The sequence below is a fragment of the Microbacterium sp. K2 genome (assembly GCF_051365005.1).
GTDB lineage: Bacteria > Actinomycetota > Actinomycetes > Actinomycetales > Microbacteriaceae > Microbacterium > Microbacterium foliorum_B.
The window spans coordinates 48,521-69,932 of the sequence record NZ_JBLWII010000007.1; the positions used below are offsets into that span (position 1 = coordinate 48,521).

The 21,412-nt window shown below is 68.5% G+C and carries 26 protein-coding genes and 1 tRNA gene; 17 read left to right on the plus strand and 10 right to left on the minus strand.

Annotation, left to right across the window (positions count from 1 at the left end; translation table 11 throughout):
* Positions 1-4 precede the first annotated feature (4 nt).
* The 3 genes from ACLKOY_RS16780 (at position 5) to ACLKOY_RS16790 (ending at position 1,678) form a co-directional block, all read left to right on the plus strand.
* The gene (locus ACLKOY_RS16780; protein WP_167947883.1) at positions 5-616 is read left to right on the plus strand and encodes a GNAT family N-acetyltransferase; all 612 of its coding nucleotides are present in this window, start codon (positions 5-7) and stop codon (positions 614-616) included.
* A gap of 82 nt (positions 617-698) precedes the next feature.
* Entirely contained in the window at positions 699-1,556 is an 858-nt protein-coding gene (locus ACLKOY_RS16785) for a hypothetical protein (RefSeq protein WP_436454636.1), read from the plus strand.
* 49 nt (positions 1,557-1,605) lie between these two features.
* Positions 1,606-1,678, plus strand: a tRNA-Ala gene (locus tag ACLKOY_RS16790).
* 281 nt (positions 1,679-1,959) lie between these two features.
* Here ACLKOY_RS16790 and ACLKOY_RS16795 read toward each other — a convergent pair.
* Positions 1,960-2,391 (minus strand): DUF2809 domain-containing protein, encoded by a 432-nt coding sequence (locus ACLKOY_RS16795; RefSeq protein WP_436454637.1) that lies wholly within the window; start codon positions 2,389-2,391, stop codon positions 1,960-1,962.
* Positions 2,392-4,071, minus strand: coding sequence for a glucose-6-phosphate isomerase (gene pgi / locus ACLKOY_RS16800; protein ID WP_436454638.1), 1,680 nt, complete (start codon positions 4,069-4,071; stop codon positions 2,392-2,394). It abuts the gene before it with no gap.
* Positions 4,072-4,143: 72 nt separating this feature from the next.
* Between pgi and ACLKOY_RS16805 the strand changes: the two genes are divergently transcribed.
* Together ACLKOY_RS16805 and ACLKOY_RS16810 are read left to right on the plus strand one after the other, a co-directional pair.
* Positions 4,144-4,401: a hypothetical protein gene (locus ACLKOY_RS16805; RefSeq protein WP_436454639.1), complete on the plus strand. Its 258-nt coding sequence runs from the start codon at positions 4,144-4,146 to the stop codon at positions 4,399-4,401.
* A gap of 78 nt (positions 4,402-4,479) precedes the next feature.
* A complete protein-coding gene (locus ACLKOY_RS16810) occupies positions 4,480-4,812 on the plus strand; it encodes a DUF7882 family protein (RefSeq protein ID WP_436454640.1) in 333 nt (110 codons plus the stop codon).
* 1 nt (position 4,813) lies between these two features.
* Here ACLKOY_RS16810 and ACLKOY_RS16815 read toward each other — a convergent pair whose 3' ends face one another.
* Positions 4,814-5,425, minus strand: coding sequence for a flavodoxin family protein (locus ACLKOY_RS16815; RefSeq protein ID WP_436454641.1), 612 nt, complete (start codon positions 5,423-5,425; stop codon positions 4,814-4,816).
* 106 nt (positions 5,426-5,531) lie between these two features.
* Between ACLKOY_RS16815 and ACLKOY_RS16820 the strand changes: the two genes are divergently transcribed.
* A complete protein-coding gene (locus ACLKOY_RS16820; protein ID WP_140037657.1) occupies positions 5,532-5,735 on the plus strand; it encodes a hypothetical protein in 204 nt (67 codons plus the stop codon).
* Here ACLKOY_RS16820 and ACLKOY_RS16825 read toward each other — a convergent pair whose 3' ends face one another.
* From ACLKOY_RS16825 to ACLKOY_RS16835, 3 genes are read right to left on the minus strand one after another with little or no spacing between them, the layout of a single operon-like run.
* Positions 5,736-6,338, minus strand: a complete 603-nt coding sequence (locus tag ACLKOY_RS16825; RefSeq protein WP_436454642.1) for a GNAT family N-acetyltransferase — start codon at positions 6,336-6,338, stop codon at positions 5,736-5,738. It lies immediately after the preceding gene.
* 35 nt (positions 6,339-6,373) lie between these two features.
* Entirely contained in the window at positions 6,374-6,814 is a 441-nt protein-coding gene (locus tag ACLKOY_RS16830) for an ImmA/IrrE family metallo-endopeptidase (protein ID WP_363575089.1), read from the minus strand.
* Between the two features lie 22 nt (positions 6,815-6,836).
* A complete protein-coding gene (locus ACLKOY_RS16835; RefSeq protein WP_363575091.1) occupies positions 6,837-7,223 on the minus strand; it encodes a helix-turn-helix transcriptional regulator in 387 nt (128 codons plus the stop codon).
* An 85-nt stretch (positions 7,224-7,308) separates the two neighbouring features.
* On the opposite strand from ACLKOY_RS16835, the gene ACLKOY_RS16840 reads away from it, so the two are divergent.
* Genes ACLKOY_RS16840 through ACLKOY_RS16850 form a run of 3 tightly spaced genes read left to right on the plus strand, consistent with a single transcriptional unit; the run spans position 7,309 to position 8,909 of the window.
* Complete coding sequence (locus ACLKOY_RS16840; RefSeq protein ID WP_436454644.1) at positions 7,309-7,527, plus strand: hypothetical protein; 219 nt, start codon at positions 7,309-7,311, stop codon at positions 7,525-7,527.
* A 9-nt stretch (positions 7,528-7,536) separates the two neighbouring features.
* Positions 7,537-8,466, plus strand: coding sequence for an aldo/keto reductase (locus ACLKOY_RS16845; protein WP_436454645.1), 930 nt, complete (start codon positions 7,537-7,539; stop codon positions 8,464-8,466).
* A 38-nt stretch (positions 8,467-8,504) separates the two neighbouring features.
* Positions 8,505-8,909 (plus strand): PLD nuclease N-terminal domain-containing protein, encoded by a 405-nt coding sequence (locus tag ACLKOY_RS16850; RefSeq protein WP_436454646.1) that lies wholly within the window; start codon positions 8,505-8,507, stop codon positions 8,907-8,909.
* On the opposite strand, the gene ACLKOY_RS16855 is transcribed toward ACLKOY_RS16850, so the two are convergent.
* Genes ACLKOY_RS16855 through ACLKOY_RS16865 form a run of 3 tightly spaced genes read right to left on the minus strand, consistent with a single transcriptional unit; the run spans position 8,906 to position 11,139 of the window.
* Positions 8,906-9,892 carry an epimerase gene (locus tag ACLKOY_RS16855; protein ID WP_436454647.1) on the minus strand — a complete coding sequence of 329 codons (987 nt, stop codon included), beginning with the start codon at positions 9,890-9,892 and terminating at the stop codon, positions 8,906-8,908. The two genes, ACLKOY_RS16850 and ACLKOY_RS16855, sit on opposite strands and share 4 nt — an antisense overlap.
* Complete coding sequence (locus tag ACLKOY_RS16860) at positions 9,889-10,518, minus strand: DUF4166 domain-containing protein (protein ID WP_436454648.1); 630 nt, start codon at positions 10,516-10,518, stop codon at positions 9,889-9,891. The genes ACLKOY_RS16855 and ACLKOY_RS16860 overlap by 4 nt, the downstream gene beginning before the upstream one ends.
* A gap of 9 nt (positions 10,519-10,527) precedes the next feature.
* Entirely contained in the window at positions 10,528-11,139 is a 612-nt protein-coding gene (locus tag ACLKOY_RS16865; RefSeq protein ID WP_436454649.1) for a TetR/AcrR family transcriptional regulator, read from the minus strand.
* A 110-nt stretch (positions 11,140-11,249) separates the two neighbouring features.
* On the opposite strand from ACLKOY_RS16865, the gene ACLKOY_RS16870 reads away from it, so the two are divergent.
* Positions 11,250-12,056, plus strand: a complete 807-nt coding sequence (locus ACLKOY_RS16870; protein ID WP_436454650.1) for a sugar phosphate isomerase/epimerase family protein — start codon at positions 11,250-11,252, stop codon at positions 12,054-12,056.
* Complete coding sequence (locus ACLKOY_RS16875) at positions 12,056-13,195, plus strand: Gfo/Idh/MocA family protein (protein WP_436454651.1); 1,140 nt, start codon at positions 12,056-12,058, stop codon at positions 13,193-13,195. Before ACLKOY_RS16870 ends, ACLKOY_RS16875 begins: the two co-directional genes overlap by 1 nt.
* A 29-nt stretch (positions 13,196-13,224) precedes the next feature.
* Here ACLKOY_RS16875 and ACLKOY_RS16880 read toward each other — a convergent pair whose 3' ends face one another.
* Complete coding sequence (locus ACLKOY_RS16880) at positions 13,225-14,421, minus strand: ROK family protein (protein ID WP_436454652.1); 1,197 nt, start codon at positions 14,419-14,421, stop codon at positions 13,225-13,227.
* Positions 14,422-14,534: 113 nt separating this feature from the next.
* Here ACLKOY_RS16880 and ACLKOY_RS16885 point away from each other — a divergent pair, with 113 nt between their 5' ends.
* The 6 genes from ACLKOY_RS16885 to ACLKOY_RS16910 all read left to right on the plus strand — a co-directional run bounded on the left by ACLKOY_RS16885 (position 14,535) and on the right by ACLKOY_RS16910 (position 21,411).
* A complete protein-coding gene (locus ACLKOY_RS16885) occupies positions 14,535-15,644 on the plus strand; it encodes a Gfo/Idh/MocA family protein (protein ID WP_436454653.1) in 1,110 nt (369 codons plus the stop codon).
* Complete coding sequence (locus ACLKOY_RS16890; RefSeq protein WP_436454654.1) at positions 15,641-17,149, plus strand: sugar ABC transporter ATP-binding protein; 1,509 nt, start codon at positions 15,641-15,643, stop codon at positions 17,147-17,149. The genes ACLKOY_RS16885 and ACLKOY_RS16890 overlap by 4 nt, the downstream gene beginning before the upstream one ends.
* Positions 17,146-18,228 carry an ABC transporter permease gene (locus ACLKOY_RS16895; protein ID WP_436454655.1) on the plus strand — a complete coding sequence of 361 codons (1,083 nt, stop codon included), beginning with the start codon at positions 17,146-17,148 and terminating at the stop codon, positions 18,226-18,228. The genes ACLKOY_RS16890 and ACLKOY_RS16895 overlap by 4 nt, the downstream gene beginning before the upstream one ends.
* Entirely contained in the window at positions 18,225-19,265 is a 1,041-nt protein-coding gene (locus ACLKOY_RS16900) for an ABC transporter permease (RefSeq protein ID WP_436454656.1), read from the plus strand. The genes ACLKOY_RS16895 and ACLKOY_RS16900 overlap by 4 nt, the downstream gene beginning before the upstream one ends.
* A 2-nt stretch (positions 19,266-19,267) precedes the next feature.
* A complete protein-coding gene (locus ACLKOY_RS16905; protein ID WP_436454657.1) occupies positions 19,268-20,476 on the plus strand; it encodes a substrate-binding domain-containing protein in 1,209 nt (402 codons plus the stop codon).
* Between the two features lie 83 nt (positions 20,477-20,559).
* Positions 20,560-21,411, plus strand: a complete 852-nt coding sequence (locus ACLKOY_RS16910; protein WP_436454659.1) for a sugar phosphate isomerase/epimerase family protein — start codon at positions 20,560-20,562, stop codon at positions 21,409-21,411.
* The last annotated feature ends 1 nt before the right edge of the window (position 21,412 follow it).

Genomic DNA, 21,412 nt, shown 5'->3' on the forward strand with positions numbered 1-21,412 from the left:
GGGGATGCGGCACGGGCCCATCGAGCTGCGCCTCGTGCGCTCCCGGGACGCGAGGGCTCTGCAGCACGAGCTGCTGAGCAACCGCTCCTGGCTGCAGCCGTGGGAGGCAACCGTGCCGTACGGCTCGGTCTCGTTCGACATGCGGCTCAGCATCCGTCGTCTGCTGCAGCAGTACCGCGACGGTGCGGGCTATCCGTTCGTCATGGAGTATGAGGGCGAGATCGCCGGGCAGCTCAACGTCTGGGGGGTCTCGCGCGGGTCGCTGTGCTCGGCGACCATCGGCTACTGGGTGAGCGAGCGCTTCGCGGGCAAGGGCATCACTCCGACGGCTGTCGCACTCGCGACGGACGCGTGCTTCACGGAGTACGCCCTGCATCGGATGGAGATCTGCATCCGGCCCGAGAACGTCGCGAGTCTGAGGGTCGTGCAGAAGCTCGGGTTCCGCTACGAGGGGCTGCGTCGCCGGTACATCCACATCGACGGCGACTGGCGCGATCACTACGCGTTCGCCCTGACGCGCGAGGACGTGCCGCAGGGTGTGCTCGCCAGGTGGCTGAACGGCGAGGTGCCTCCCGACGCCGCGACGATCCCTCCCTCCGACCGTTTCGCGCTCTGACACGCCGCGGAGTTCAGAACTCGTCGCGACACACGCTGCCACTGAGCGTCGTGACCACCGATGTTCCCGTACCGTTGTCGACATGGACGGGCCAGTGCTGAGCGGGGGAGTGATAGTCCTCGTCGCCGTGCTCCTGTGGATGCTCTATCTGCTGCCGTCGTGGCGCGGACGCTTCCAGTACGACGCCGCAGAGCGCAACGCCGTCCGCCTGAATCAGGCCCTTCGGGTGCTCGCCGAGACCAGCGAGACTCCCGGCGAAGTGCGCCTCGAGCTCAACGCGCGGACCGCTCTCGCGCAGCAGAAGCTCGCGAAGCGCCTGCAGTCGGAGAAGGAAGCGGCCGAGCTCATGGCTCTCCGTGAAGAGCTCGCGGCAACGAGGGCTGATCCTGTCATCCGCCAGGCACGCGCTCGTCGCCGCGTGCGCATCGTCGCCACCTCGACTCTTCTTCTCGGTCTCGTCATCGCAGGACTGGGCGTGTGGCAGCTGATCGCCCTTCAGGCTCAGCTGCTGCTGTGGGTCGGCGGCGCGTTGATCGTCGTGGCCGGTTACGCCCTGCAGCGCATGTCGGCGGTCGCCGCCCGCGCCGCCCGACGTTCCGTCCGGGTCGCCGAGAAGCCCGTGCAGAGGGTGGCGCCCGAACTGCACGATCAGGGTCGAGCGACGTGGACTCCGCGTCCGTTGCCCGAGCCGCTGGTGAGCGTCGCAGGCTCTCGCGCGCAGGTCGCGCGAGCAGAGTTCGATGCGCAGGAGGAGCGCCGGACCGCGGCTCGCCTCGCCGAGCTGCGCGAGCGTGCCGAGCGCCTGGCACCCGCGGCACCCGTGCAGATCCCCGCCGCCGCTCCGGCAGCCGCTTCTCCCTTCTCGAAGATGGGATACGTGGACGACGCCGAGATCGAGGCGCACGTCCGCGACCTGCTCGCGAAGCGTGCAGCAGGCTGATCCGCGCGGCACGAACGGGTCTTCGAGCGTGATAGCGTAGAAGACGTCAGGGCCTATGGCGCAGTTGGTAGCGCGCCTCGTTCGCATCGAGGAGGTCAGGGGTTCGAATCCCCTTAGGTCCACAGACAGACGAGAGCCCCCCGAGCGAAGCACGGGGGGCTCTCGTCTGTCTATCCGGCTGAGTGATTCGGGGAGCCACCGCAGCGCAGCGCGGATGGCGGAGTCCCCTTAGGTCCACAGACAGAGGAGAGCCCCCCGAGCGAAGCACGGGGGGCTCTCGTCTGTCTATCCGGCTGAGTGATTCGGGGAGCCACCGCAGCGCAGCGCGGATGGCGGAGTCCCCTTAGGTCCACAGACAGAGGAGAGCCCCCCGAGCGAAGCACGGGGGGCTCTCTTCTATCTGTCAGACGTGTGCGCGACGACGTCGGCTGACCATCACGTCGACGAGGGTCGCGACGCCGGCACCCACCGCGTACGCGATGAGATCGCGCGCGTCGAAGCCGACCCCCAGGACGAGCCGAACAGGCCAGACGGTCTGAGCCCACAGCGCCGGCAGGCCGGTGAGCTGGAAGCACTCGATCAGCGTGCACAGGGCCAGCGCGGTCGCTCCAACGAGCCAGAAGGCGGCGCGTGGGAACGCGATGGCGATGACGAGGTAGATCATCACCGCGTAGAGGGCGTCGCCGGCGAAGTCCGCTATCGGACCGGTGCCGGAGATGTGCGTGACGAGACCCGCCCCGACCACCAGCACGGCGCTGACGAGCAGGCGACGTCGACGCGCACGGACCGATGGATCGCGGGGTGAGAGCGACGGCATGTGCGTCTCGGTCTTCACCTACTTCCGATTCGCGCGGTAGTACGCGAGCAGTGCCTTCGTCGATGCATCCTGAGCCTCGATCGCCGACTCGTCGCCGCCGATCGCCGGGGCGATCTGCATCGCGAGCTGCTTGCCGAGCTCGACGCCCCACTGGTCGAACGAGTTGATGCCCCAGATCGTGCCCTGGGTGAACGTGATGTGCTCGTAGAGCGCGATGAGCTGGCCGAGCACCTGCGGCGTGAGTGCGGGCGCGAAGATCGAGGTGGTCGGACGATTGCCGGCGAACGTGCGTGCGGCGACCAGTGCTCCCGTGGTTCCCTCGGCCTCGACCTCTTCGGCGGTCTTGCCGAAGGCCAGGGCCTTGGTCTGAGCGAGGAAGTTCGCCAGGAACAGCTCGTGCACGTCCTGCCCGCCATCGGTCAGCGGGTAGGCCGGATTCACGAAGGCGATGAAATCGGCAGGGATCAGTCGTGTGCCCTGATGGATGAGCTGGTAGAACGCGTGCTGGCCGTTGGTGCCGGGCTCTCCCCAGAACACCTCACCGGTGTCGGTGGTGACGGGTGTGCCGTCCCACCGGACGGACTTGCCGTTGGACTCCATCGTGAGCTGCTGCAAGTAGGCAGGGAACCGGCTCAGCTGCTGCGCGTAGGGCAGCACCGCGTGCGACTGCGCGCCGTGGAAGTTCACGTACCAGACGTTGAGCAGACCCATCAGCACGGGGACGTTGCGCTCGAGCGGGGTGGTGCGCACATGCTCGTCGACGGCGTGGAAGCCCGCCAGCAGCTCGCGGAACGCGTCTGGGCCGAGCGCGATCGCGAGCGACAGCCCGATCGCGGAGTCGACCGAGTAGCGACCGCCGACCCAGTCCCAGAACCCGAAGGCGTTGGCCGGATCGATGCCGAACGCGGCGACCTTGTCGAGAGCGGTGGACACCGCGACGAAGTGGTGTGCGACGGCGTCTGTGCGGGCGTCTTCGTCGTCGGAGATGGCGCCGGAGGCCAGGAGCCCGGCCCACAGCCAATCGCGCGCCAGACGGGCGTTCGTGAGCGTCTCGAGGGTGGTGAAGGTCTTGGACGCCACGATGAAGAGGGTCGTCTCGGGGTCGAGGTCCGCGGTCTTCTGCGCGAGGTCGGTCGGATCGATATTCGACACGAACCGCGCCTCGATGCCGGCATCCGCGTAGGGCTTGAGCGCCTCGTAGACCATGACCGGTCCGAGGTCTGAGCCGCCGATGCCGATGTTGACGACGTGCGTGACGCGCTTGCCGGTGATGCCGAGCCACTCGCCGGAGCGAACCCGGGTAGCGAACGCGCTGAGCGCGTCGAGCACGGCCTGCACATCGGCATCCACGTCCTGCCCGTCGACGACGAGCGCGGGGGAGGACCCGGCCGGTCGGCGCAGCGCGGTGTGCAGCACGGCCCGGTCTTCGGAGGTGTTGAGGTGACTGCCCTCGAGCATCGCCGCGTATCGATCGGCGACACCCGTCTGCTCGGCGAGGCGCAGCAGCGCCGCCAGCACCTCCTCGGTGATGAGGTTCTTCGACAGGTCGACATGCAGATCGGCGAGGGGGAACGTGAGGCGCTCGGCGCGGTGCGCATCGGCGGCGAACCAGCCTCGCAGATCGGCGGTGATCGACTCGCGCAGCGCGGCGAGCTCGGACCAGGCGGGAGTGTGTGTCGGATCAACAGGAGCGGTCATGGAACCACGGTACTGCCGCATGCGGCGCGATGCGCCCGCGATGACGTCGGGTCTCACCCTAGGATTGCTGCGATGACCGACACCGCGCCCGAGGCGACCTCAGAGAGGCGGCTGAGGCTCGAGATCGCTCGCAGGTTCGTGCGTGCCCCGCTCGCGTGGGGAGTGTTGCTCTTGATCGCCGCGATGGTGCGGACCATCGCGGGTGACGACCTGAGCTTCTTTCCGTTCCTGCTCATGCTGCTCGGCGGCTGGAGCGTCGCGTTCTCGTTCGCGCCGGGTCTTCCGACGGCTCGAACTCGCGGGGTTGAGCGTGGAACGCTCGCGCCGTGATGAGGTCGTGACGTTCCGCCGCCCCTGACCGCGCACGCGTGTACACGATGACGCGCGCCCCGGGGTACGGTTTCCTTCATGGGAAGACTGCGATACGACGGCACATCGGAGCCGATCCTCATCGACGACGAGACGCTGGCTCATCTGAAGGTCATCGTCGGCACGAAGCTGCGTCGCCAGGAGAGCTTCATGATGACCTGGCTTCCTCCCGAGGGCGGCGATCCTGGGCGTGTCACGGTATGGATCCATCCGGCGATCCCCCTGCAGTTCCTCTTCAGCTCAGCTGAGCCCCAGGCCATCCAGAAGCCGCGCATCGAAGAGATCATGCACGCCCTCAACGCGACCGGGGAGCTCGTGATCGACGACTACGTGCAGGCGAAGATCGCCGACGGGAGCACCTCGAAGTCCTGAGCTACTCGGCCGGGTAGCCGTCCGTCTTGAGCAGGCGTGCCAGGTGCGCCGCATTGCGCGCGGCGGTCGCGGTCGCCTGCGCGACCTTCTCGGGGGTCTCGTCGAGATCCTTGTAGTCGACGGTCTGCATCGCCTCGCCGTTCCAGTAGATCGACGCCTGAGCGGGCACGGAGTATCCGACATCGTTCAGAGATTGGAACAGGATCGCGGCGATGTGGTGTGCGCCGTCTTCGTTGCCGACGATGCCGGCGATAGCGACCTTGTCGAAGAGGATAGGCCTGCCCGCGTCGTCCGTCTCGCTCAGCTCGGCGTCCAGCCGTTCGAGCACGCGCTGCGCGACGCTCGAGTGCTGACCCATCCAGGTGGGCGTCAGAAACACGAGGATGTCGGCGGCATGAACCTTCTCGCGCAGCGTGGGCCACTCGTCGTCGCCGCCCATGTCCGCCTCGACCCCGGGGCTGATGACGTGATCGACGGCGCGAACGAGTTCGCCCGTGACCCCGTGCTCGGCGAGCGCCGACAGGATCTGCGAACCGAGAAGGTCGGAGCTCGATTCGGCGGGGGAGGGCTTCAGTGTGCAGGAGATGGCGAGGGCGGTCAGTCGTGTGCTCATGACTTCACGAAATCACCGTCCGGAGCGAACGCCCAGGGGGTTCCGTCGCTGGGTCGTCTGCGCTAGACGGTATCCTGGATGACGGCCGCTACGACTAGGAGATCCCGTGATCCTCAGCTTCATCTTCTTCATGATCCTCTTCCTCGGAGGCATCTGGCTCATGGGGCTCGCGCAGTCGCTCGAAGACTTCCAGGCGATCGTCTTCATCGGCGGACTCCTCGTCACCAGCCTGTCGATCGCATTCATGATGCGTGCGGGCGGTTCGGCCACTCGTCGCAAGGACAACTGGTCGGGCAACGCCACCGAGTAGTCAGCGCCGTCTGGCCAGCCTCGCCTCGAGGTTGGCCTTCACCGCCGGCCATTCCGGCTCGATGATCGAGAACTCGACGCTGTCGCGCAGCGCGCCGTTGCGGTATCGGCTGATCGCGCGCATGACGCCGTCCTGCTTCGCGCCGAGGCGTTCGATCGCGGCGCGCGACTGGAAGTTGACCCACTGCGTGGTCAAGCCCACTCTGAAGACCCCGAGCTCTTCGAACGCGTGCGTGAGCAGCAGCAGCTTCGACTCGGCGTTGGTGCCGGTTTCGTGCGCCGACGGGCGGTTCCACGTATAGCCGATGTGCAGCCGTGGGACGTCTGCTTCGAGGTCGTAATACGAGGTGAGACCGAGAATGCGGCCCGAGGCGTCGAACGCCGTGAAGGGGACCATGCCGCCGCTCTCGATCAGACCGATGCGGCGGTCGATCTCGGCGGCGAGACCCTCGGGAGAGGGAACCGAGGTGTACCAGGCCTGCTTCCACAGATCGCCTTCGCTCAGCGCATCGAGGAGGCCGTCGTGATGCGAGGTCTCCAACGGGCGGAGTTCGACGAGGCGTCCGGTGAGGGTGATCGGGGCCGGGGCGGTGCGGAAGGTCATGCAGCCATTCAATCAGCGCCGCGCCCGGTGGCGGATCACGCGATCAGCGTGCGGTGCTCCCACTGGCCTCGGCCCATCTTCGCGCTGACGTACGTGGCGTCGCCGACTCGGCGGAGCAGTCGCTGGTAGGCGGTCACGATCTCGATGGTCACTCCCAACTCGAACGCGAGGCTGGCCGGATGGGTGCCTCGCACCTTCTCGGCTTCGGCATAGGCGTCGGCGCTGATCAGTAGACGCGCAGCCCATTCGTCGGCGCGTCGCTCCTGTCGCGCGCGGATCGACGGATCTGCGGTGGGGATGTGACCGAGCACGGCGTGCGCCAGCTCGTGCGCGATCACGCTGCAGGTCGCTCTGCGGCTGAGGCCAGGGGCGACGCGGATGGTCGCCGTGTGGGGTTCGTAGCCGCCGTGGCTGCGACCCCGGCGTTCGACGAGGTGCAGCCCGTTCTCTTCGAGCAGGCGGAGGAGGGCTTCCATCGTCCTCCTCGTCGCAGGGGCGTCAGTCGTACAGGTCGTCGGTGTCGTCGGCGTGGGCGAGGGGAGACTCGAACGCGACTTCGGATCGATCTTCGCGTCGACCACTGACATCGGTGCGGGGGCGGAGCGGGGTGATCGTGGCGCCGCCACGCTCGACCTCGGAGCGAAACCGCTCCTCCGCGCGAGTGATCATGATGTGGGGCGCGAGGTCGACGGACGCGCTGACCGCGTACACGATGGGAACCGGGATCGATCGCTTGCCCGTCACGTAGTTGTCGAGTGCGCTCCTCGCGATGCCGATCTCCCGTGCCATCGCGGCGATGCTGCTGCCCGCAGCGCCGATCTCGGCACGGAGCTGGCGGCCGACCGCCGCGTTGAACTGCTCACCCGGTGTCTTCACGTGAGTCACGATAGCACCGTGATGAAGCCAGGATGCTGTCATACTGGTGCGCGGAACGCTTGCTGCTCCACGTATGCAGCGATACTGTCTATGAATGACGACAGATGTGCGACGTGTGGTGGCGACCGCGGTCGAATACGAACTGCTGCGCGCGGGTCGCAGCGCTCAGTGGCTCTCCCGACAGGTGGGGATCACCGGCGCCGAGCTGCGTGAGAGGCTCGCAGGCGAGGCCGACTTCACCGTCACCGATCTGGCCGAGATCGCGCGGGCGCTCGACATCGCCGTCGCGCAGCTCACCCCTCGCCCGCACTAGCGTGGGGGTATGAAGACCATCCCGTTCGGATCCGCCACCGCCCCCGCCGTCGTCGCCGGAATGATGCGCATCGACGACAAGAATGACGCTCAGATCCGCGAACTCTACGACACGGCCCGCAGTGCGGGCATCGACTTCTTCGACCACGCCGACATCTACGGCGGGAGCATGCACTTCTGCGAGGGGCGCTTCGCCGAGGCGCTGGGTCTGAGCACCGCAGAGCGTGACGAGATCGTGCTGCAGACCAAGTGCGGCATCCACCCGGCTGAGGGCACGTTCGACTTCTCGTACGAGCACATCGTCCGTCAGGTCGAGGGGTCCCTCGCGGCGCTGCGCACCGACCACATCGACGTGCTGCTGCTGCACCGTCCGGACGCGCTGGTCGAACCCGAAGAGGTCGCCAGGGCGTTCGACGAGCTCGAGGCCGCAGGCAAGGTCCGCGCGTTCGGCGTCTCGAACCACACGCCTCGGCAGATCGATCTGCTCCGCACCGCGGTCACGCAGCCCCTGGTCGCCAATCAGCTGCAGCTCTCGATCACACATGCGCCGATCCTCGCGCAGCCCGTGGCGGCGAACATGGCCGGCGAAGACCAGAGCGTCGTCCGCGACGGCGGCGGCATCGTCGAGTACTGCCGCATCAACGGCATCACGATCCAGGCCTGGTCGCCGTTCCAGGGCGGCTTCTTCACCGGTGTCTTCCTCGGCAACCCCGAGTACGCGGAGCTCAACGTTGTGATCGATCGACTGGCGGCGTCGTACGGAGTCGCGCCGATCGCGATCGCGACCGCGTGGATCACGCGTCACCCCGCCAAGATGCAGGTCGTTCTCGGAACCACGACTCCGCAGCGGATGCAGGATGCTGCTGCGGGTGCCGACATCGAGCTCACCAGGGCCGAGTGGTACGAGCTCTTCCGCGCGGCCGGGCACCTGCTGCCGTAGCCCCGGCGGGTGACGCGCGCGTCGTCTACCCTGAACACATGCCGTTCCTGTTCTCGCTCCTCGTCATCGCGCTGATGGTCGCCGCGATGGTCGACATCATCAGGAGAGACGACGCGCAGGTGAGGTACCTGCCGAAGATGGCGTGGGTCATCATCGTGATCCTGCTGCCGCTGATCGGCAGTCTGCTGTGGTTCGCGATCGGCAGGGAGTACTCCGAGGCCGGTCTTCGGATCCCGCGGATCCCCCGCATGCGGCCGGCTGCTCGACCTGCGGCTGCTCGACCTGAACCGCGCCCGACACCGCCCGTCGACGCCCGCAGCACCGAGCAGCAGATCGCCGATCTCGATCGTGAGATCGAGGAGTGGCGGTTGCGTCAGGAGATCGAGAAGCGCAGGCGCGAGGGCGGGGACTCGTCGAGCGGCGCCGCTGACGCTCCTCGCTAGCCGACGCGCTCGAGGTCGAACGACTCCCGCAGGGCGTCTTCGAGGTGCGGGTACGCGAACTCGAATCCGGCGACAGTGAGCTTCTCGGGGATCACCCAACGGCTCTTGAGGATCAGCTCGGTCTCGGTGCGGATGCCGATGGCGCCGAGCTCGAGCATCCACCGCGGCATCGGCGGCCCGATGCGCGCGCCGAGCAGCCGCCGTACGGTCGCCATGAAGTCGGCGTTGTCCGTCGGGTTCGGGGAGGCCGCGTTCACCGGCCCATCGAGGGTCGGCGTCACCTCGAGGAAGTCGATGATGCGGGCGATGTCCTCGACGTGCACCCAGCTGAACCGCTGCCGCCCGCGGCGTGCTCCGGGGTGGTGCGCAGTGCCGGCGGCCCTTCGGGCACGACTGATCGGCCACCAACCGTCGTACTGGGCCCCGCCGAGCCCGAGCCGGGCCAGGTTCTTGAGCGGGCCGAGCACGCCGCCGTGGCCCAGCACGATCGCGCTGCGCAGAGCCACCCGGCGCGTGTGCGGCAGATCGTCCGCGAACAGGGCGCGCTCCCACGCCTTCGCGACCTCGACGGAGAACCCTGTGCCGATCTCGCCTGACGACTCGGTCATGGGTCGCTCTTCCGCATGGCGGTAGATCGTCGCCGTCGACGAGTTGATCCACAGCGGGGGAGGACTCGCGGCTCTCGAGATGGCGGAGCTCAGCGACGCGGTTGTGTCGAGGCGCGAGCGGAAGATCGCTGCGCGATTCTCGGGTGTGTAGCGGCAGTTCACGCTCTTGCCCGCCAGGCCGATCACGAGCGATGCGCCGTCGACGGCACGATCGATCGCCCCCTGGTCGCCCCAGGAGATGTCGGCGCCTGAACGCGAGATCGTGATCACCTCACGGCCTGCCGACCGCAGGCGCGGGATCAGGTACTGCCCCATGAACCCGGTCGAGCCGCCGATCACGACGGGGCCTGCCGAGAGGGAGGTCGGGTCTGTCACGGGGTCTCGCTCTCGATCGCGTACTCGAAGAAGCCGGTGTACTCGTAGACCCGACCGAGCAGAGGGGCATCGATGGTCATGTTCACGTGGTGCCGCTCGCGCTGCTCATCCCAGCGCTCGACGAGACCGATGCGCGGGCGGAGGAAACTCGGTGCGGCGATGCGCAGCCGTCCGAAACGCATCCCGACGCGGCGGATCGTCAGCACGACGGCCCCGTCGTGCACGTCGATGTCGAAGGTCGTGACGACCGTGCGATGCGGGCCGATCTCGTTGCGCAGGATGCGGTTCGCGCCGAGGGAGACGACATCGGGCATGACCCACGTGCGCCCGGGAAGGTCGAAGTGCCTGACGGCCAGCGCTTCGCCGTCGACCGTGCGGTTCTCGATGCGGAACGGCACGTCGTGCTCCCACCCGGCGAACGCGACTCCGAGGGACTCCGCGATGCGGAACACGGGCCACAGCCAGCGATGACGAGACCCCGCGGTCGTGAAGACCCCGGTGCCGACACCGACGTGACCTTCGGGGATCGTGCGGAAGTACCAGGCTGTCTTCGGGTGGAGTTCCGAGATGCGCTCGCCGAGCGCGCGCTCGTAGGGCGACCGTCGATCAGTGCCTGGTGCTGTCACCCCTTCACCCTAGCGAGAGGTCGGCCGCAGCAGTCGGTCGAGCAGCGCGAGCGCCTCGTGCTGCGGGGCGGTGTCGTCGAGCAGCCACTGCGTCTGCAGGCCGTCGGAGGCGGCGACGACCAGGGCGGCGACGGCCTCGGCATCCACGTCCTCGCGCATGCGTCCGGTCTCCTGCTGCTCCCGCACGACCTCGGCCATGTCCGCGCGCAGCCGCGCGAAGCGGGTCGTCGCGAACTCGCGGGCGGCGGGGTGACCTTCTTCGAGCGCGGCGGCGACCAGCATCGAATACAGCTGCACGAGACCGGGGACCTCGCGGTTGGTGCGCGCGGATTCGATCATCCGCTCGACGGGGGTCGCGTCCGGCTGGAACGAGTCGGGGTGCTGACGCTCCGGCGCCGTGCTCTCCTGGTAGACCGCGACGAGCAGCTCTTCGAGCGACCCGAAGTAGTGCGTGAGGGCTGAGTGCGTGACGCCGACGGCGCTCGCGATGGAGCGCAGGCTCGTGCGGTCGGCCCCGCGCGCGGCGAACACCTCGATCGCGCGATCGAGGATCTCCTGGCGCCGGGCGATGCCCTTCGCATACGCACCGCGCTGGCGCGGGCGATCCTGATCGTCGGTCATGGTGAGAGTGTAGCGATATGAAAACTTCCGCGCGGAGGTATTTGGTGGTAGCGTGCTCGGACAGACGGGCGAAGACAGCCCGCACGTCACCGACGACCGAAGGAGACCCCGTGGCGATTCAGACTTCCATCCAGCTGTTCACGATCAAGGATCAGCTCGAGACCGACCTCGAAGGCTCGCTGAAAGAGGTCGCCGCCAGAGGCTTCACGGCCGTCGAGCCCTACGACTTCGTGCGCCGTGCCCAGCCGCTCGCCGACGCGCTGTCCGTCGCCGGTCTCACCGCGCCCTCCGGTCACGCATTCCTCGCCTCCGAGTCGTTCGTGAACCCCGACGGCAGCGGAACCACGCTCCCCGTGCCGTCGCCCGCCGAGGTCTTCGCCGCGGCGAAGGTGCTCGGCATGGACACGGTCATCGACCCGTACACCGAGCCCGCGCGCTGGGAGACGGTCGAGCAGATCGAAGAGACCGCACGTCTTCTCAACGAGGCGGCCGCCGTGGGCGCCACCGTCGGCGTGCGCGTCGGCTATCACAACCACGCTCACGAGCTCGAGGCCGTCTTCGACGGCGTCACCGGACTCGAGGTGCTCGCGGGCCTGCTCGACGAGCGCGTCGTGCTCGAGGTCGACCTGTACTGGGTCGCCCGCGGCGGCGTCGACCCTGTCGCGCTGCTGCAGCGCCTGGGCGACCGGGTCATCGCCGTGCACGCCAAGGACGGTACGCTCGACCCCGCGCTGCTGAGCGCCTACCCGCCCGCCGACCAGGTCGCGGCCGGAGAGGGCGAGGTTCCGCTGGTCGAGGCCATCGCTGCCGCCCCGGCGCTCGAGCTCGCGATCGTGGAGTTCGACCACTTCGAGGGCGACCTCTGGGACGCGATCGAGCGCAGCCGCGTCTACCTCGACGAGAAGGTGGCCGGCTGATGGCGATCGGCAACGGCCCCGTCGGCGTCGGCATCATCGGCGCGGGAAACATCAGCGACCAGTACCTGTCGAACCTGACGACCTTCCCCGATGTGCGGATGATCGCGATCGGCGACCTGCTCGAGGAGCGCGCGAAGGCGCAGGCCGAGAAGTACGGCGTCCCGCGGGCGGGCGGCGTCGAGCTCGTGCTGAACGACCCCGAGATCGACATCGTGGTGAATCTCACGATCCCCGCGGTGCACGTCGAGGTGTCCGAGGCGATCCTCGCCGCCGGCAAGCATGTGTGGACCGAGAAGCCGATCGGCGTCAGCCGCGACGAATCGCTGCGCCTGCTGCAGAAGGCGGATGCAGCGGGACTGCGCGTCGGCGTCGCTCCCGACACCGTCCTCGGGCCTGGCGTGCAGACGGCGAAGCGCGCGATCGCCCGGGGCGACATCGGTCGTCCGCTGTTCGCCCAGACCACGTTCCAGTGGCAGGGGCCGGAGATCTTCCACCCGAATCCCGCGTTCCTGTACGCCAAGGGTGCGGGTCCGCTGCTCGACATGGGGCCGTACTACGTCTCGGCTCTCGTGCACGTGTTCGGACCGGTCGCCGCCGTCGCCGCCCTCGGCCTTCAGGGCGCCCCGACCCGCACCGTGCAGGTCGGCGAGCTCGCCGGTCAGGAGTTCCCGGTCGAGATCCCGTCGACGCTGAGCGTGCTGATGGACTTCGAGCAGGGCGGACAGGCGCAGAGCCTCTACAGCACCGACTCGCCGCTGCTGCGCACGGGCATCGTCGAGATCACCGGCACGGAGGGCACGATCGTGATCCCCGACCCCAACACCTTCGGGGGCGAGATCACGATCACCCGGCCGCTGACGCAGGCCTTCGTCCCGCCGGCGCCCATGACGCAGGAGGTCATCGACGTCGTCCAGGAGGGCGTGCTCTCGGGCCGCGGTGTCGGTCTGCTCGACATGGCTCGATCCATCGCCGCCGGCCGGCCGCATGTCGCCACGGGTGAGTTCGGCTACCACGTGCTCGACACGTTGCTGTCGATCGAGGAGGCTGCCGAGTCGCGCAGCTTCGTGCAGGTCGCGAGCACGATCGACGAGGTCGGCTCGCTCGACGCTGACTTCGACCCGTTCGAGGCGACTCTCTGAGATCCGCCGATGTGGCGACGAGGGTGCGGTCAGCGCGCCTTCGTCGCCACATAGCGGTCGACGTTCGCGGGTGAGAGCACCTCGCGGGCGACCATGATCGCGGCCCCGAGCACGGCGGCCCTGTCGCCCGCCTGTGACTGCACTATGGCGAGATGCTGTGTCGCCAGGGGGATGGACCGCCGGTAGACGACCTCGCGCACCCCGGCGAGCAGGTGCTCGCCGGCCCGGGCGATGCTTCCGCCGAGCACGATGATCGACGGATTGAGAAGGTTCACCACCGTCGCCAGAACCTCGCCCACATCGCGTCCTGCCTGCCGCGTCGCCTCGATGGCGGCCGGGTTGCCCGATCGAACCAGATCGATCACGTCCGCGGGGCTGTGCGCCTCGTGCCCGGCGTCGCGCAGCGCCGTCGCCAGAGCCGACCCGCTCGCGAGTGCCTCCAGGTCGCGCTCGTCGCCGGGTTCCCTCGTCGACCCGGCGCCGCTCGGCACCTGAACGTGCCCCATGTCGCCGGCTGAGCCCTGCGCGCCCCGCTGCAGCTGCCCGCCGGCGATGATGCCGGCTCCGATGCCGGTCGAGACCTTGACGAAGATCAGGTCGTCGACGTGCGGCCACATCGTCGCGTGCTCGCCGAGGGCGAGGATGTTCACGTCGTTGTCGACCAGCACGGGCACGTCGAACGTGCGCTGCACATAACCGGGCACGTCGAAACGATCCCAGCCGGGCATGATCGGCGGGTTGGTCGGCCGACCCGTCGAGTGCTCGACCGGTCCGGGGACGCCGATCCCGATGCCGAGCAGCGGGATGCCCCCGGCGGTCGGGGTCTCGAGCAGCGTCGCCCCGTCGGCGAGGATCACGTCGAGCAGGCTCTCGGGCCCGTCGGCGATGTCGATCGTGCGGGTGCGCGAATCGAGGATCACGCCGGCGAGATCCGCGACGGCGATCGTGGCATGCGTGGCGCCGAGGTCGACGGCGAGCACGACTCCGGCGCGGGAGTTGAAGGCCAGCCGCGCCGGCGGACGCCCGCCGGTCGAGACGGCCTCGCCCGCGGGGCGGAGAAGGTCGGCGGTGAGCAGGGCGTCGACGCGCAGTGCCACGGTCGAACGGGCGAGGCCGGTGATGGCTGCGAGCTCGGCCTTGGTGCGAGCGGTGCCGTCGCGGAGGATCTGGAAGATCTCGCCTGCGCCGGGGTTCGCGGCCGCGGCGGTGCGGAGTGCGTCGACCATTTCGTCAGTAAACCACAGACTTGGCACAGCTCTCGATCGACTTCCGATTCGTTACAAAGAACTTTTGACAAAGCTCTAGCAAAAGTCGGAGAGCCTGTGCCAGACTCGCCGGCATGACAACGGATGTCACTGGCACCGGTCTCGGGACGATCCGAGCCGGCATCCTCGGCGGAGGATTCATGGCCCGCGTGCATCGCACTGCGGCCAGAGACGCGGGCGGCGAGCTCCGCGCCGTCGCCACCCGCTCCGCCTCGGGCGGACGCCAGGCCGCAGACGAACTCGGTGCCGTGCGGGCCGAGATCGACGCCGCCGCCCTGCTCGACGCCGACGACATCGACGTGGTGCACATCTGCACCCCCAATGCCACCCACGCCGAGCTGGCGCTCCGAGCGCTCGAGTCGGGCAAGCACGTCATCTGCGAGAAGCCTCTGGCCACGAACGCCGCAGACGCCCGCAGGCTCGCCGAGACAGCGGCGTCGCGAGGGAGAGTCGGCGCGGTCCCCTTCGTCTACCGCTACCACCCGATGGTGCGGGAGGCGCGTGCGCGCGTCGCGCGGGGAGACATCGGCGAGCTCCTCACCCTCGACTGCTCGTATCTGCAGGACTGGATGCTGCGCGACACCGACGACGACTGGCGGGTGCGCTCGGCATCCGGTGGCTCATCGCGGGCGTTCGCCGACATCGGGTCGCATCTGTGCGACCTCATCGAGTTCGTGATCGGTCAGCGCATCCGCTCCCTGAGCGCTCGCACCCGTCGGGTGTTCGCCGAGCGGGCAGGCCAGGCGGTCGACACCGAGGACATCGTCGCGATTCTCGTCGAGACGGAGTCCGGTGCCCTCGGAACGCTGCTCATCTCGCAGATGGCGGCGGGTCGCAAGAACGCCCTGACGCTCGAGCTGCACGGCTCCAGGCAGGCACTCCGTTTCGAGCAGGAGCGGCCGGAGGAGCTGTGGATCGGCATGCGCGACGAGTCCCGGCTGCTGCTTCGCGACCCCGCCACGGCCGCGCCCGACTCGGCCCGCCTGCAGCGGGTGCCGTCGGGGCACGGGATGGGCTACCAGGACGCGTTCAACGGCTTCATCGCCGACGTGTACGCGGCGATCGCCGGTGCGACTCCCGACGGGCTGCCGACGTTCGAGGACGGATTCCGCTCGGCCGTGCTGACCGAGGCGGTCCTCGCCTCTGCCGCCGCGCACGGACGATGGACGGAGGTGGCGACATGACCGCGACGATCACCCAGCCGGTGCTGGAGGTGTCGGGCATCCGCAAGTCGTTCTTCGGCGTCGAGGTGCTGAAGGGCATCGACTTCGACGTGCGGCCGGGCGAGGTGCACGGCCTCGTCGGCGAGAACGGCGCCGGCAAGTCGACGCTCATGAAGATCATCGCCGGGGTGCAGCCCGCTGACGAGGGCATGGTGCGGTACCGCGGCGCAGAGGTGCGACATGCCCACCCCCGACAGGCGATGGATGACGGCATCGTGACCGTCTTCCAGGAGTTCACGCTGCTGCCCGAGCGCACGGTCGCGCAGAACGTCTACCTCGGGCGCGAGCCCCGCCGAGGCGGTTTCGTGGATCAGAAGGCGATGATCCGTCGCACCGGAGAACTGCTCGCCGACCTCGGCGTCTCGTTCATCGACCCTCAGGCGCGGGTCGGGTCGCTGACCGTCGCCGAGCAGCAGATCGTCGAGATCGTCAAGGCGCTGTCGTTCGAGGCGCAGGTCATCTCGATGGACGAGCCGACGGCCGCTCTCAGCGACCGCGAGGTCGAGCTGCTCTACGCCATCATCCGTCGGCTCACGTCTCGCGGGGTGGCGGTCATCTACGTCTCGCACCGACTCAAGGAGATCTTTGACCTGTGCGACCGCATCACGATCCTCAAGGACGGCGCTCTCGTGTCGACCGATGAGAAGGGCGCGCTGACGACCGACGAGCTCGTGCGCCGCATGGTCGGCCGCTCGATCCAGTCGTACTACCCGGATGCCGTGGCAGACACGGTCGTGGGCGAGCCGCGTCTCGAGCTCGACGGCTGCGGCAACGCGTTCGTCGACGGAGTGTCGCTCACCCTGCGCGCCGGGGAGATCGTCGGCATCGCAGGACTCCAGGGCTCCGGGCGCACCGAGCTGGTCGAGGGGATCTTCGGGATCGATCCGTTCGTGCGGGGGGCGATGCGCGTCGACGGCTCTCCGACGCGCATCACGAGCGCCAGGATGGCGGTCCGGGCAGGACTCGCGCTCGTCTCGGAGGATCGCAAGGCCCAGGGCCTGGCGCTGGGCCAGTCGGTGCTCGACAACACCCTGCTCGTGATCCGCAGCGTCTTCGCCGGTCGGACCGCCCCGTCACGACGCGAGGTACCGGGAGTGCTCAGCTCGCTGGAGATCAGCTCGCGGGGTCTCGACCAGGAGGTGCGGTTCCTCTCCGGCGGCAACCAGCAGAAGGTCGTGCTCGCCAAGTGGCTGCTCACCCAGCCCCAGATCGTGCTCTTCGACGAGCCGACACGCGGCATCGACGTCGGGGCGAAATACGCCGTGTATCAGCTCATGCGCGAGCTGGCGGCTCAGGGCAAGGCGGTGCTGATGGTGTCGAGCGAGCTGCCCGAGGTGATCGGCATGAGCGATCGGATCCTCGTGATGCACGACGGCGAGCTCGTCGCCGAGCTGCCTGCAGGGTCGGCCGAGCATGAGATCCTCGGCGCGGCCACAGGAGCGACCATCGACGGAGGTGCACGATGAAGCGGCTCCGGATCGACTCGACGGTCATCGTGCTCGGCATCCTGATCCTGACCCTCATCGTCGGCGCCATCCTCGTCGGCACCGTGGGGCGCAACTTCTTCAGCCCCGGCAACATCCGCGACATCCTCACCGGCATGAGCGTGCTCGGACTCGTCGCGATCGGCCAGACCCTGGTGGTGCTGGGTGCGTCGCTCGATCTGTCGGTCACCTATGTCGTGAGTCTCTCGAGCCTGCTGGCCGCGACGATCATGAACGGCAACCCCGCGAACGTCCCGGCGGCCGTCGCCGTCACCCTGCTCGTCTGCGCCGCCATCGGCCTGGTCAACGGCCTGATCGTCACCGTGCTGAAGGTCAACGGCTTCATCGCCACCCTCGGCGTGGGCCTCATCCTGCAGGGCATCCTCAACACGAACTTCGAAGGCTCGGCAGGCAGCGTCCCCTGGGAGTTCCAGCTCATCGGCGCCACCGGCGTCGGACCCGTTCCCGTCTCTACCATCATCATGATCGTGCTCGCGGTGCTCGTCTGGTTCCTGCTGAACCGCACCCGCACCGGCGCCCACCTGTACGCGGTCGGCGGCGACCCCGAGATCGCCCGCCTGTCGGGCGTGCGAACGAAGCCGCCGCTGATCGCCGCGCACGTGCTGTGCTCGGTGTTCGCAGGACTCGCCGGTCTGCTGCTCGCCAGCCGTCTGGGAGTCGGCAGCCCCACCGTCGGACAGCAGGGCGGCTACGCGCTGCTGTCGATCGCCGCGGTCGTGCTCGGCGGCACGCTGCTGCTGGGTGGACGAGGCTCGATCTGGGGCGCGATCGGCGGCGTCGCGATCCTCGCGGTCGTCGACAACGTCATGAGCGTCATGCAGGTCAACCCGTTCCTGAAGGACGTCGTCCGCGGCGTCGTGATCGTCGCCGCCGTCGCGGTCTACAGCCGGCGCTCGATCGTCCGTCGTCGCCCGCGCTTCGGAGCAGGCGGCACGCGGACCGGGGGAGACGATGCCGCCAAAGCGGCGGAGTCCGAGATGGCGGCCGCAGCATCCGAACTCGCCGATACGAGCCCCACCGCGGAAGGAGGACGCGCATGAACGCGCTGCGTACACTCGTGAGCCCTCGGGGCGCGGTGTTCCTGCTGCTGGCGATCCTGCTCGTGGCGGTCATGATCCTCAATCCGAGCTTCGCCGAGCCCGGCCAGTTCATGAGGTTCATCCAGCGGGTCGCCCCGATCGCGATCGTCGCGATCGGTCAGTACTTCGTGATCATCGCGGGCGAGTTCGACCTGTCCCAGGGTTCGCTGATCACGGCGCAGGTGATCATCGCCGGCAACCTCGTCGGGCAGGACGATTCGCGCACGATCCCCGTGCTGCTGCTCATGATCGTCTTCGGAGCGATCGTCGGACTCGTCAACGGCGTCATCACGACGCTGCTCAAGGTGCCGTCCTTCATCGTCACGCTCGGCATGATGCTCGCGCTTCTCGGCGGCGTCATGTGGTGGACGGGCGGAGCGGCCACCGGAAACCCGGCAGACAGCTTTCGCGAGATCGGTCGCGGCGGCATCCGCGATGTGCCGCTGCTCGAGTTCATCCCGTGGGCGGTGTTCATCCTCATCGGCTGGCTCGCGCTCGGCATGTGGATCACCAAGCGCCCGCTCGGCAAGCTGCTCATCGCGGTGGGCGACAACGCCACGGCGGTCGACTTCGCCGGTGCGCGCAGCGCCTGGGTCACGACCCGCGCCTTCGTGATCTCGTCGCTCTCGGCGACGCTCTCGGCCGTGCTGCTCGTCGGATACGCCGGGGTGCACCCCTCGGTCGGCCGCGGCTACGAGTTCGTCGCGATCACCGCGGTCGTCCTCGGCGGGGTCGTGCTGGGCGGCGGTCGGGGGTGGATCGTCGCGGCGGCGGCCGGTGCCTTCGCTCTCGAGGCCCTCTTCATGCTCCTGAACATCGCCGGCGTTCCGTCGACACTGCGAGACGCCGTGCAGGGCGTCATCATCATCGCCGCCGTCGCGTACTCCGCGGTCGCCTTCCGCGCACGACGCAAGCGCGGCCCACAGACTTCTCCGGTCCTCGAGACCGCAGAACCCGCAACAACCAGCACCATCCACACAGAAACCAGAGGAGATTAGCAATGCGACGATCAATGAAGATCGCCACCGCAGGGGTGGCTCTCTTCGGCCTCATCGCGCTCGCCGGGTGTACGACAGACCCGTCCGTGGCGCCGGCGGAGTCGGAGAACCCGGAGGAATCGGCGGAGACCACGGAGTGGTTCGACCAGGAGCTCTTCGACAAGCAGATGGAGGAGCGCGGTGTCGAGCCCCAGGGTCCGGCTGACGAGCCGTACCTCCAGCACATCAACGCCGAGATGGTCGACACCTCCGAGTTCGCGAGCGAAGGGCCCAAGAAGGCCTGCTTCGCGAACGCCTCGATCTCGAACCCGTGGCGGCAGACCGGCTGGATCACGATGAACGAGCAGCTGAAGGCGCTGCAGGAGGCGGGCGCGATCAGCGAGATGGAGACCCGCGACGCGCAGGACTCGGATGACACGCAGATCGCGGACATCGACTACTTCATCTCCGAGGGCGGCTGCGACGTCTTCCTCATCTCGCCCAACAGCACCGCGGCGATGACCCCGGCCGTCGAGCGTGCGTGCGAGACCGGCAAGCCGGTGATCGTGTTCGACCGCGGTGTCGACACCGACTGCCCGGTCACGTTCATCCACCCGATCGGCGGATTCGCGTGGGGCATCGACACCGCCGAGTTCCTCATCGACAACCTCGAAGAGGGCGACAAGGTCGTCGCGCTGCGGATCCTCCCCGGCGTCGACGTGCTCGAGCACCGGTGGGCCGCGGCGGAGAAGCTCTTCGACGAGGCCGGCATCGAGGCTGTGGACTACTTCACAGGCGCGGACCCGGCGGAGATCAAGAGCATCATCAGCGACGAGCTCGCCAAGGGAGATGTGCAGGGCGTCTGGATGGATGCCGGTGACGGCGCTGTCGCGGCGATCGAGGCGTTCGAGGACGCCGGCGCGGACTACCCGGTGATGACCGGTGAAGACGAGATGAGCTTCCTCCGCAAGTGGAAGGACACGGGGCTCACCGGGCTCGCACCGGTGTACTCGAACTTCCAGTGGCGGACGCCGCTGCTCGCCGCGCAGATGATCTTCGCCGGCGAAGAGGTGCCGAAGGAGTGGGTGCTGCCGCAGAAGCCGATCACCGAGGGTGAGCTCGACGACTACCTCACCGCCAACGAGGGCATGCCGGACGGGCACTACGCGAAGTTCGGTGGAGAGAACCTTCCCGGCTACCCGACGGTGTGGCAGGAACGTCAGATCCCGTAACGAGCAGTGACGCTCCCACTCTTCCGTCCGCGCACCCGCGGATGGGAGGGTGGGAGCACACGCGTCATCCCCGAAGGAGCAGGATGCCTCGCACGATCGCCGTCAACACCTGGGTGTGGACGTCTCCGCTGACCGATGCGACGCTCGGTCCGCTCGCACGCAAGGCCGCGGGCATGGGGTATCAGGCGCTCGAACTGCCTCTCGAGAGCATCGGGGACTGGGATCCGGCGCGGGCCCGCGACGTGCTCGACGACCTCGGTCTCGGCGCGATCGTCATCGGAGCCATGGGACCGGGCCGATCGCTGCTCGCCCAGGCGGGCGACGTCGCTGCGACTCGGGACTACCTGCGGTCGTGCATCGCGGCGGCCACGACGCTCGGCTCGGCCGTGGTCGCCGGCCCGTTCTACGCGCCCACCGGCGTGGCCTGGCGGATGACGGCCGACGAGCGCGCTCGGGTGGTGCGGGAGCTGCGCGAGAACCTCGAACCGCTGGCGTCGGATGCCGCGGATGCCGGGGTCACCCTCGCCGTCGAACCGCTCAACCGCTATGAGACCAGCGTGCTCAACACCGTGGAGCAGAGTCTCGACGCACTCGCACCGCTGCTCGGTGCGGGGGTGGGGCTGGCGCTCGACACCTACCACCTGAACATCGAGGAGAAGAAGCCGGCGGAGGCGATCCGCTCGGCGGGGTCGGCGATCGCCCACGTGCAGGTGTGCGGGAGCGATCGGGGCGCGGTCGGCGACGACCACACCGATTGGCCGGAGATCCTCCGCGCCCTCGACGATGCGGGGTATCGGGGGCCGCTCGGGCTCGAGAGCTTCACGGGCGAGAACGCGACGATCGCCGTCGCCGCGTCCGTGTGGCGACCACTCGCGGCGAGTCAGGACGATCTCGCCGCACGCAGCATCCAGGCGCTCAGAGTGCTCGGTGCCTGAG

Bases quoted from the DNA above. Each gene is read 5' to 3' on its own strand.
- ACLKOY_RS16780 (WP_167947883.1), top strand. From the start codon at position 5: ATGCGGCACGGGCCCATCGAGCTGCGCCTCGTGCGCTCCCGGGACGCG.
- ACLKOY_RS16880 (WP_436454652.1), bottom strand. From the start codon at position 14,421: ATGGTCGACGCACTCCGCACCGCCGCGGCCGCGAACCCCGGCGCAGGC.
- ACLKOY_RS16900 (WP_436454656.1), top strand. From the start codon at position 18,225: ATGAACGCGCTGCGTACACTCGTGAGCCCTCGGGGCGCGGTGTTCCTG.
- ACLKOY_RS16850 (WP_436454646.1), top strand. From the start codon at position 8,505: ATGCCGTTCCTGTTCTCGCTCCTCGTCATCGCGCTGATGGTCGCCGCG.
- ACLKOY_RS16865 (WP_436454649.1), bottom strand. From the start codon at position 11,139: ATGACCGACGATCAGGATCGCCCGCGCCAGCGCGGTGCGTATGCGAAG.
- ACLKOY_RS16815 (WP_436454641.1), bottom strand. From the start codon at position 5,425: ATGAGCACACGACTGACCGCCCTCGCCATCTCCTGCACACTGAAGCCC.
- ACLKOY_RS16810 (WP_436454640.1), top strand. From the start codon at position 4,480: ATGGGAAGACTGCGATACGACGGCACATCGGAGCCGATCCTCATCGAC.
- ACLKOY_RS16910 (WP_436454659.1), top strand. From the start codon at position 20,560: ATGCCTCGCACGATCGCCGTCAACACCTGGGTGTGGACGTCTCCGCTG.
- ACLKOY_RS16840 (WP_436454644.1), top strand. From the start codon at position 7,309: ATGACGACAGATGTGCGACGTGTGGTGGCGACCGCGGTCGAATACGAA.
- ACLKOY_RS16895 (WP_436454655.1), top strand. From the start codon at position 17,146: ATGAAGCGGCTCCGGATCGACTCGACGGTCATCGTGCTCGGCATCCTG.
- pgi (WP_436454638.1), bottom strand. From the start codon at position 4,071: ATGACCGCTCCTGTTGATCCGACACACACTCCCGCCTGGTCCGAGCTC.
- ACLKOY_RS16825 (WP_436454642.1), bottom strand. From the start codon at position 6,338: ATGACCTTCCGCACCGCCCCGGCCCCGATCACCCTCACCGGACGCCTC.
- ACLKOY_RS16805 (WP_436454639.1), top strand. From the start codon at position 4,144: ATGACCGACACCGCGCCCGAGGCGACCTCAGAGAGGCGGCTGAGGCTC.
- ACLKOY_RS16885 (WP_436454653.1), top strand. From the start codon at position 14,535: ATGACAACGGATGTCACTGGCACCGGTCTCGGGACGATCCGAGCCGGC.
- ACLKOY_RS16890 (WP_436454654.1), top strand. From the start codon at position 15,641: ATGACCGCGACGATCACCCAGCCGGTGCTGGAGGTGTCGGGCATCCGC.
- ACLKOY_RS16785 (WP_436454636.1), top strand. From the start codon at position 699: ATGGACGGGCCAGTGCTGAGCGGGGGAGTGATAGTCCTCGTCGCCGTG.
- ACLKOY_RS16830 (WP_363575089.1), bottom strand. From the start codon at position 6,814: ATGGAAGCCCTCCTCCGCCTGCTCGAAGAGAACGGGCTGCACCTCGTC.
- ACLKOY_RS16875 (WP_436454651.1), top strand. From the start codon at position 12,056: ATGGCGATCGGCAACGGCCCCGTCGGCGTCGGCATCATCGGCGCGGGA.
- ACLKOY_RS16905 (WP_436454657.1), top strand. From the start codon at position 19,268: ATGCGACGATCAATGAAGATCGCCACCGCAGGGGTGGCTCTCTTCGGC.
- ACLKOY_RS16845 (WP_436454645.1), top strand. From the start codon at position 7,537: ATGAAGACCATCCCGTTCGGATCCGCCACCGCCCCCGCCGTCGTCGCC.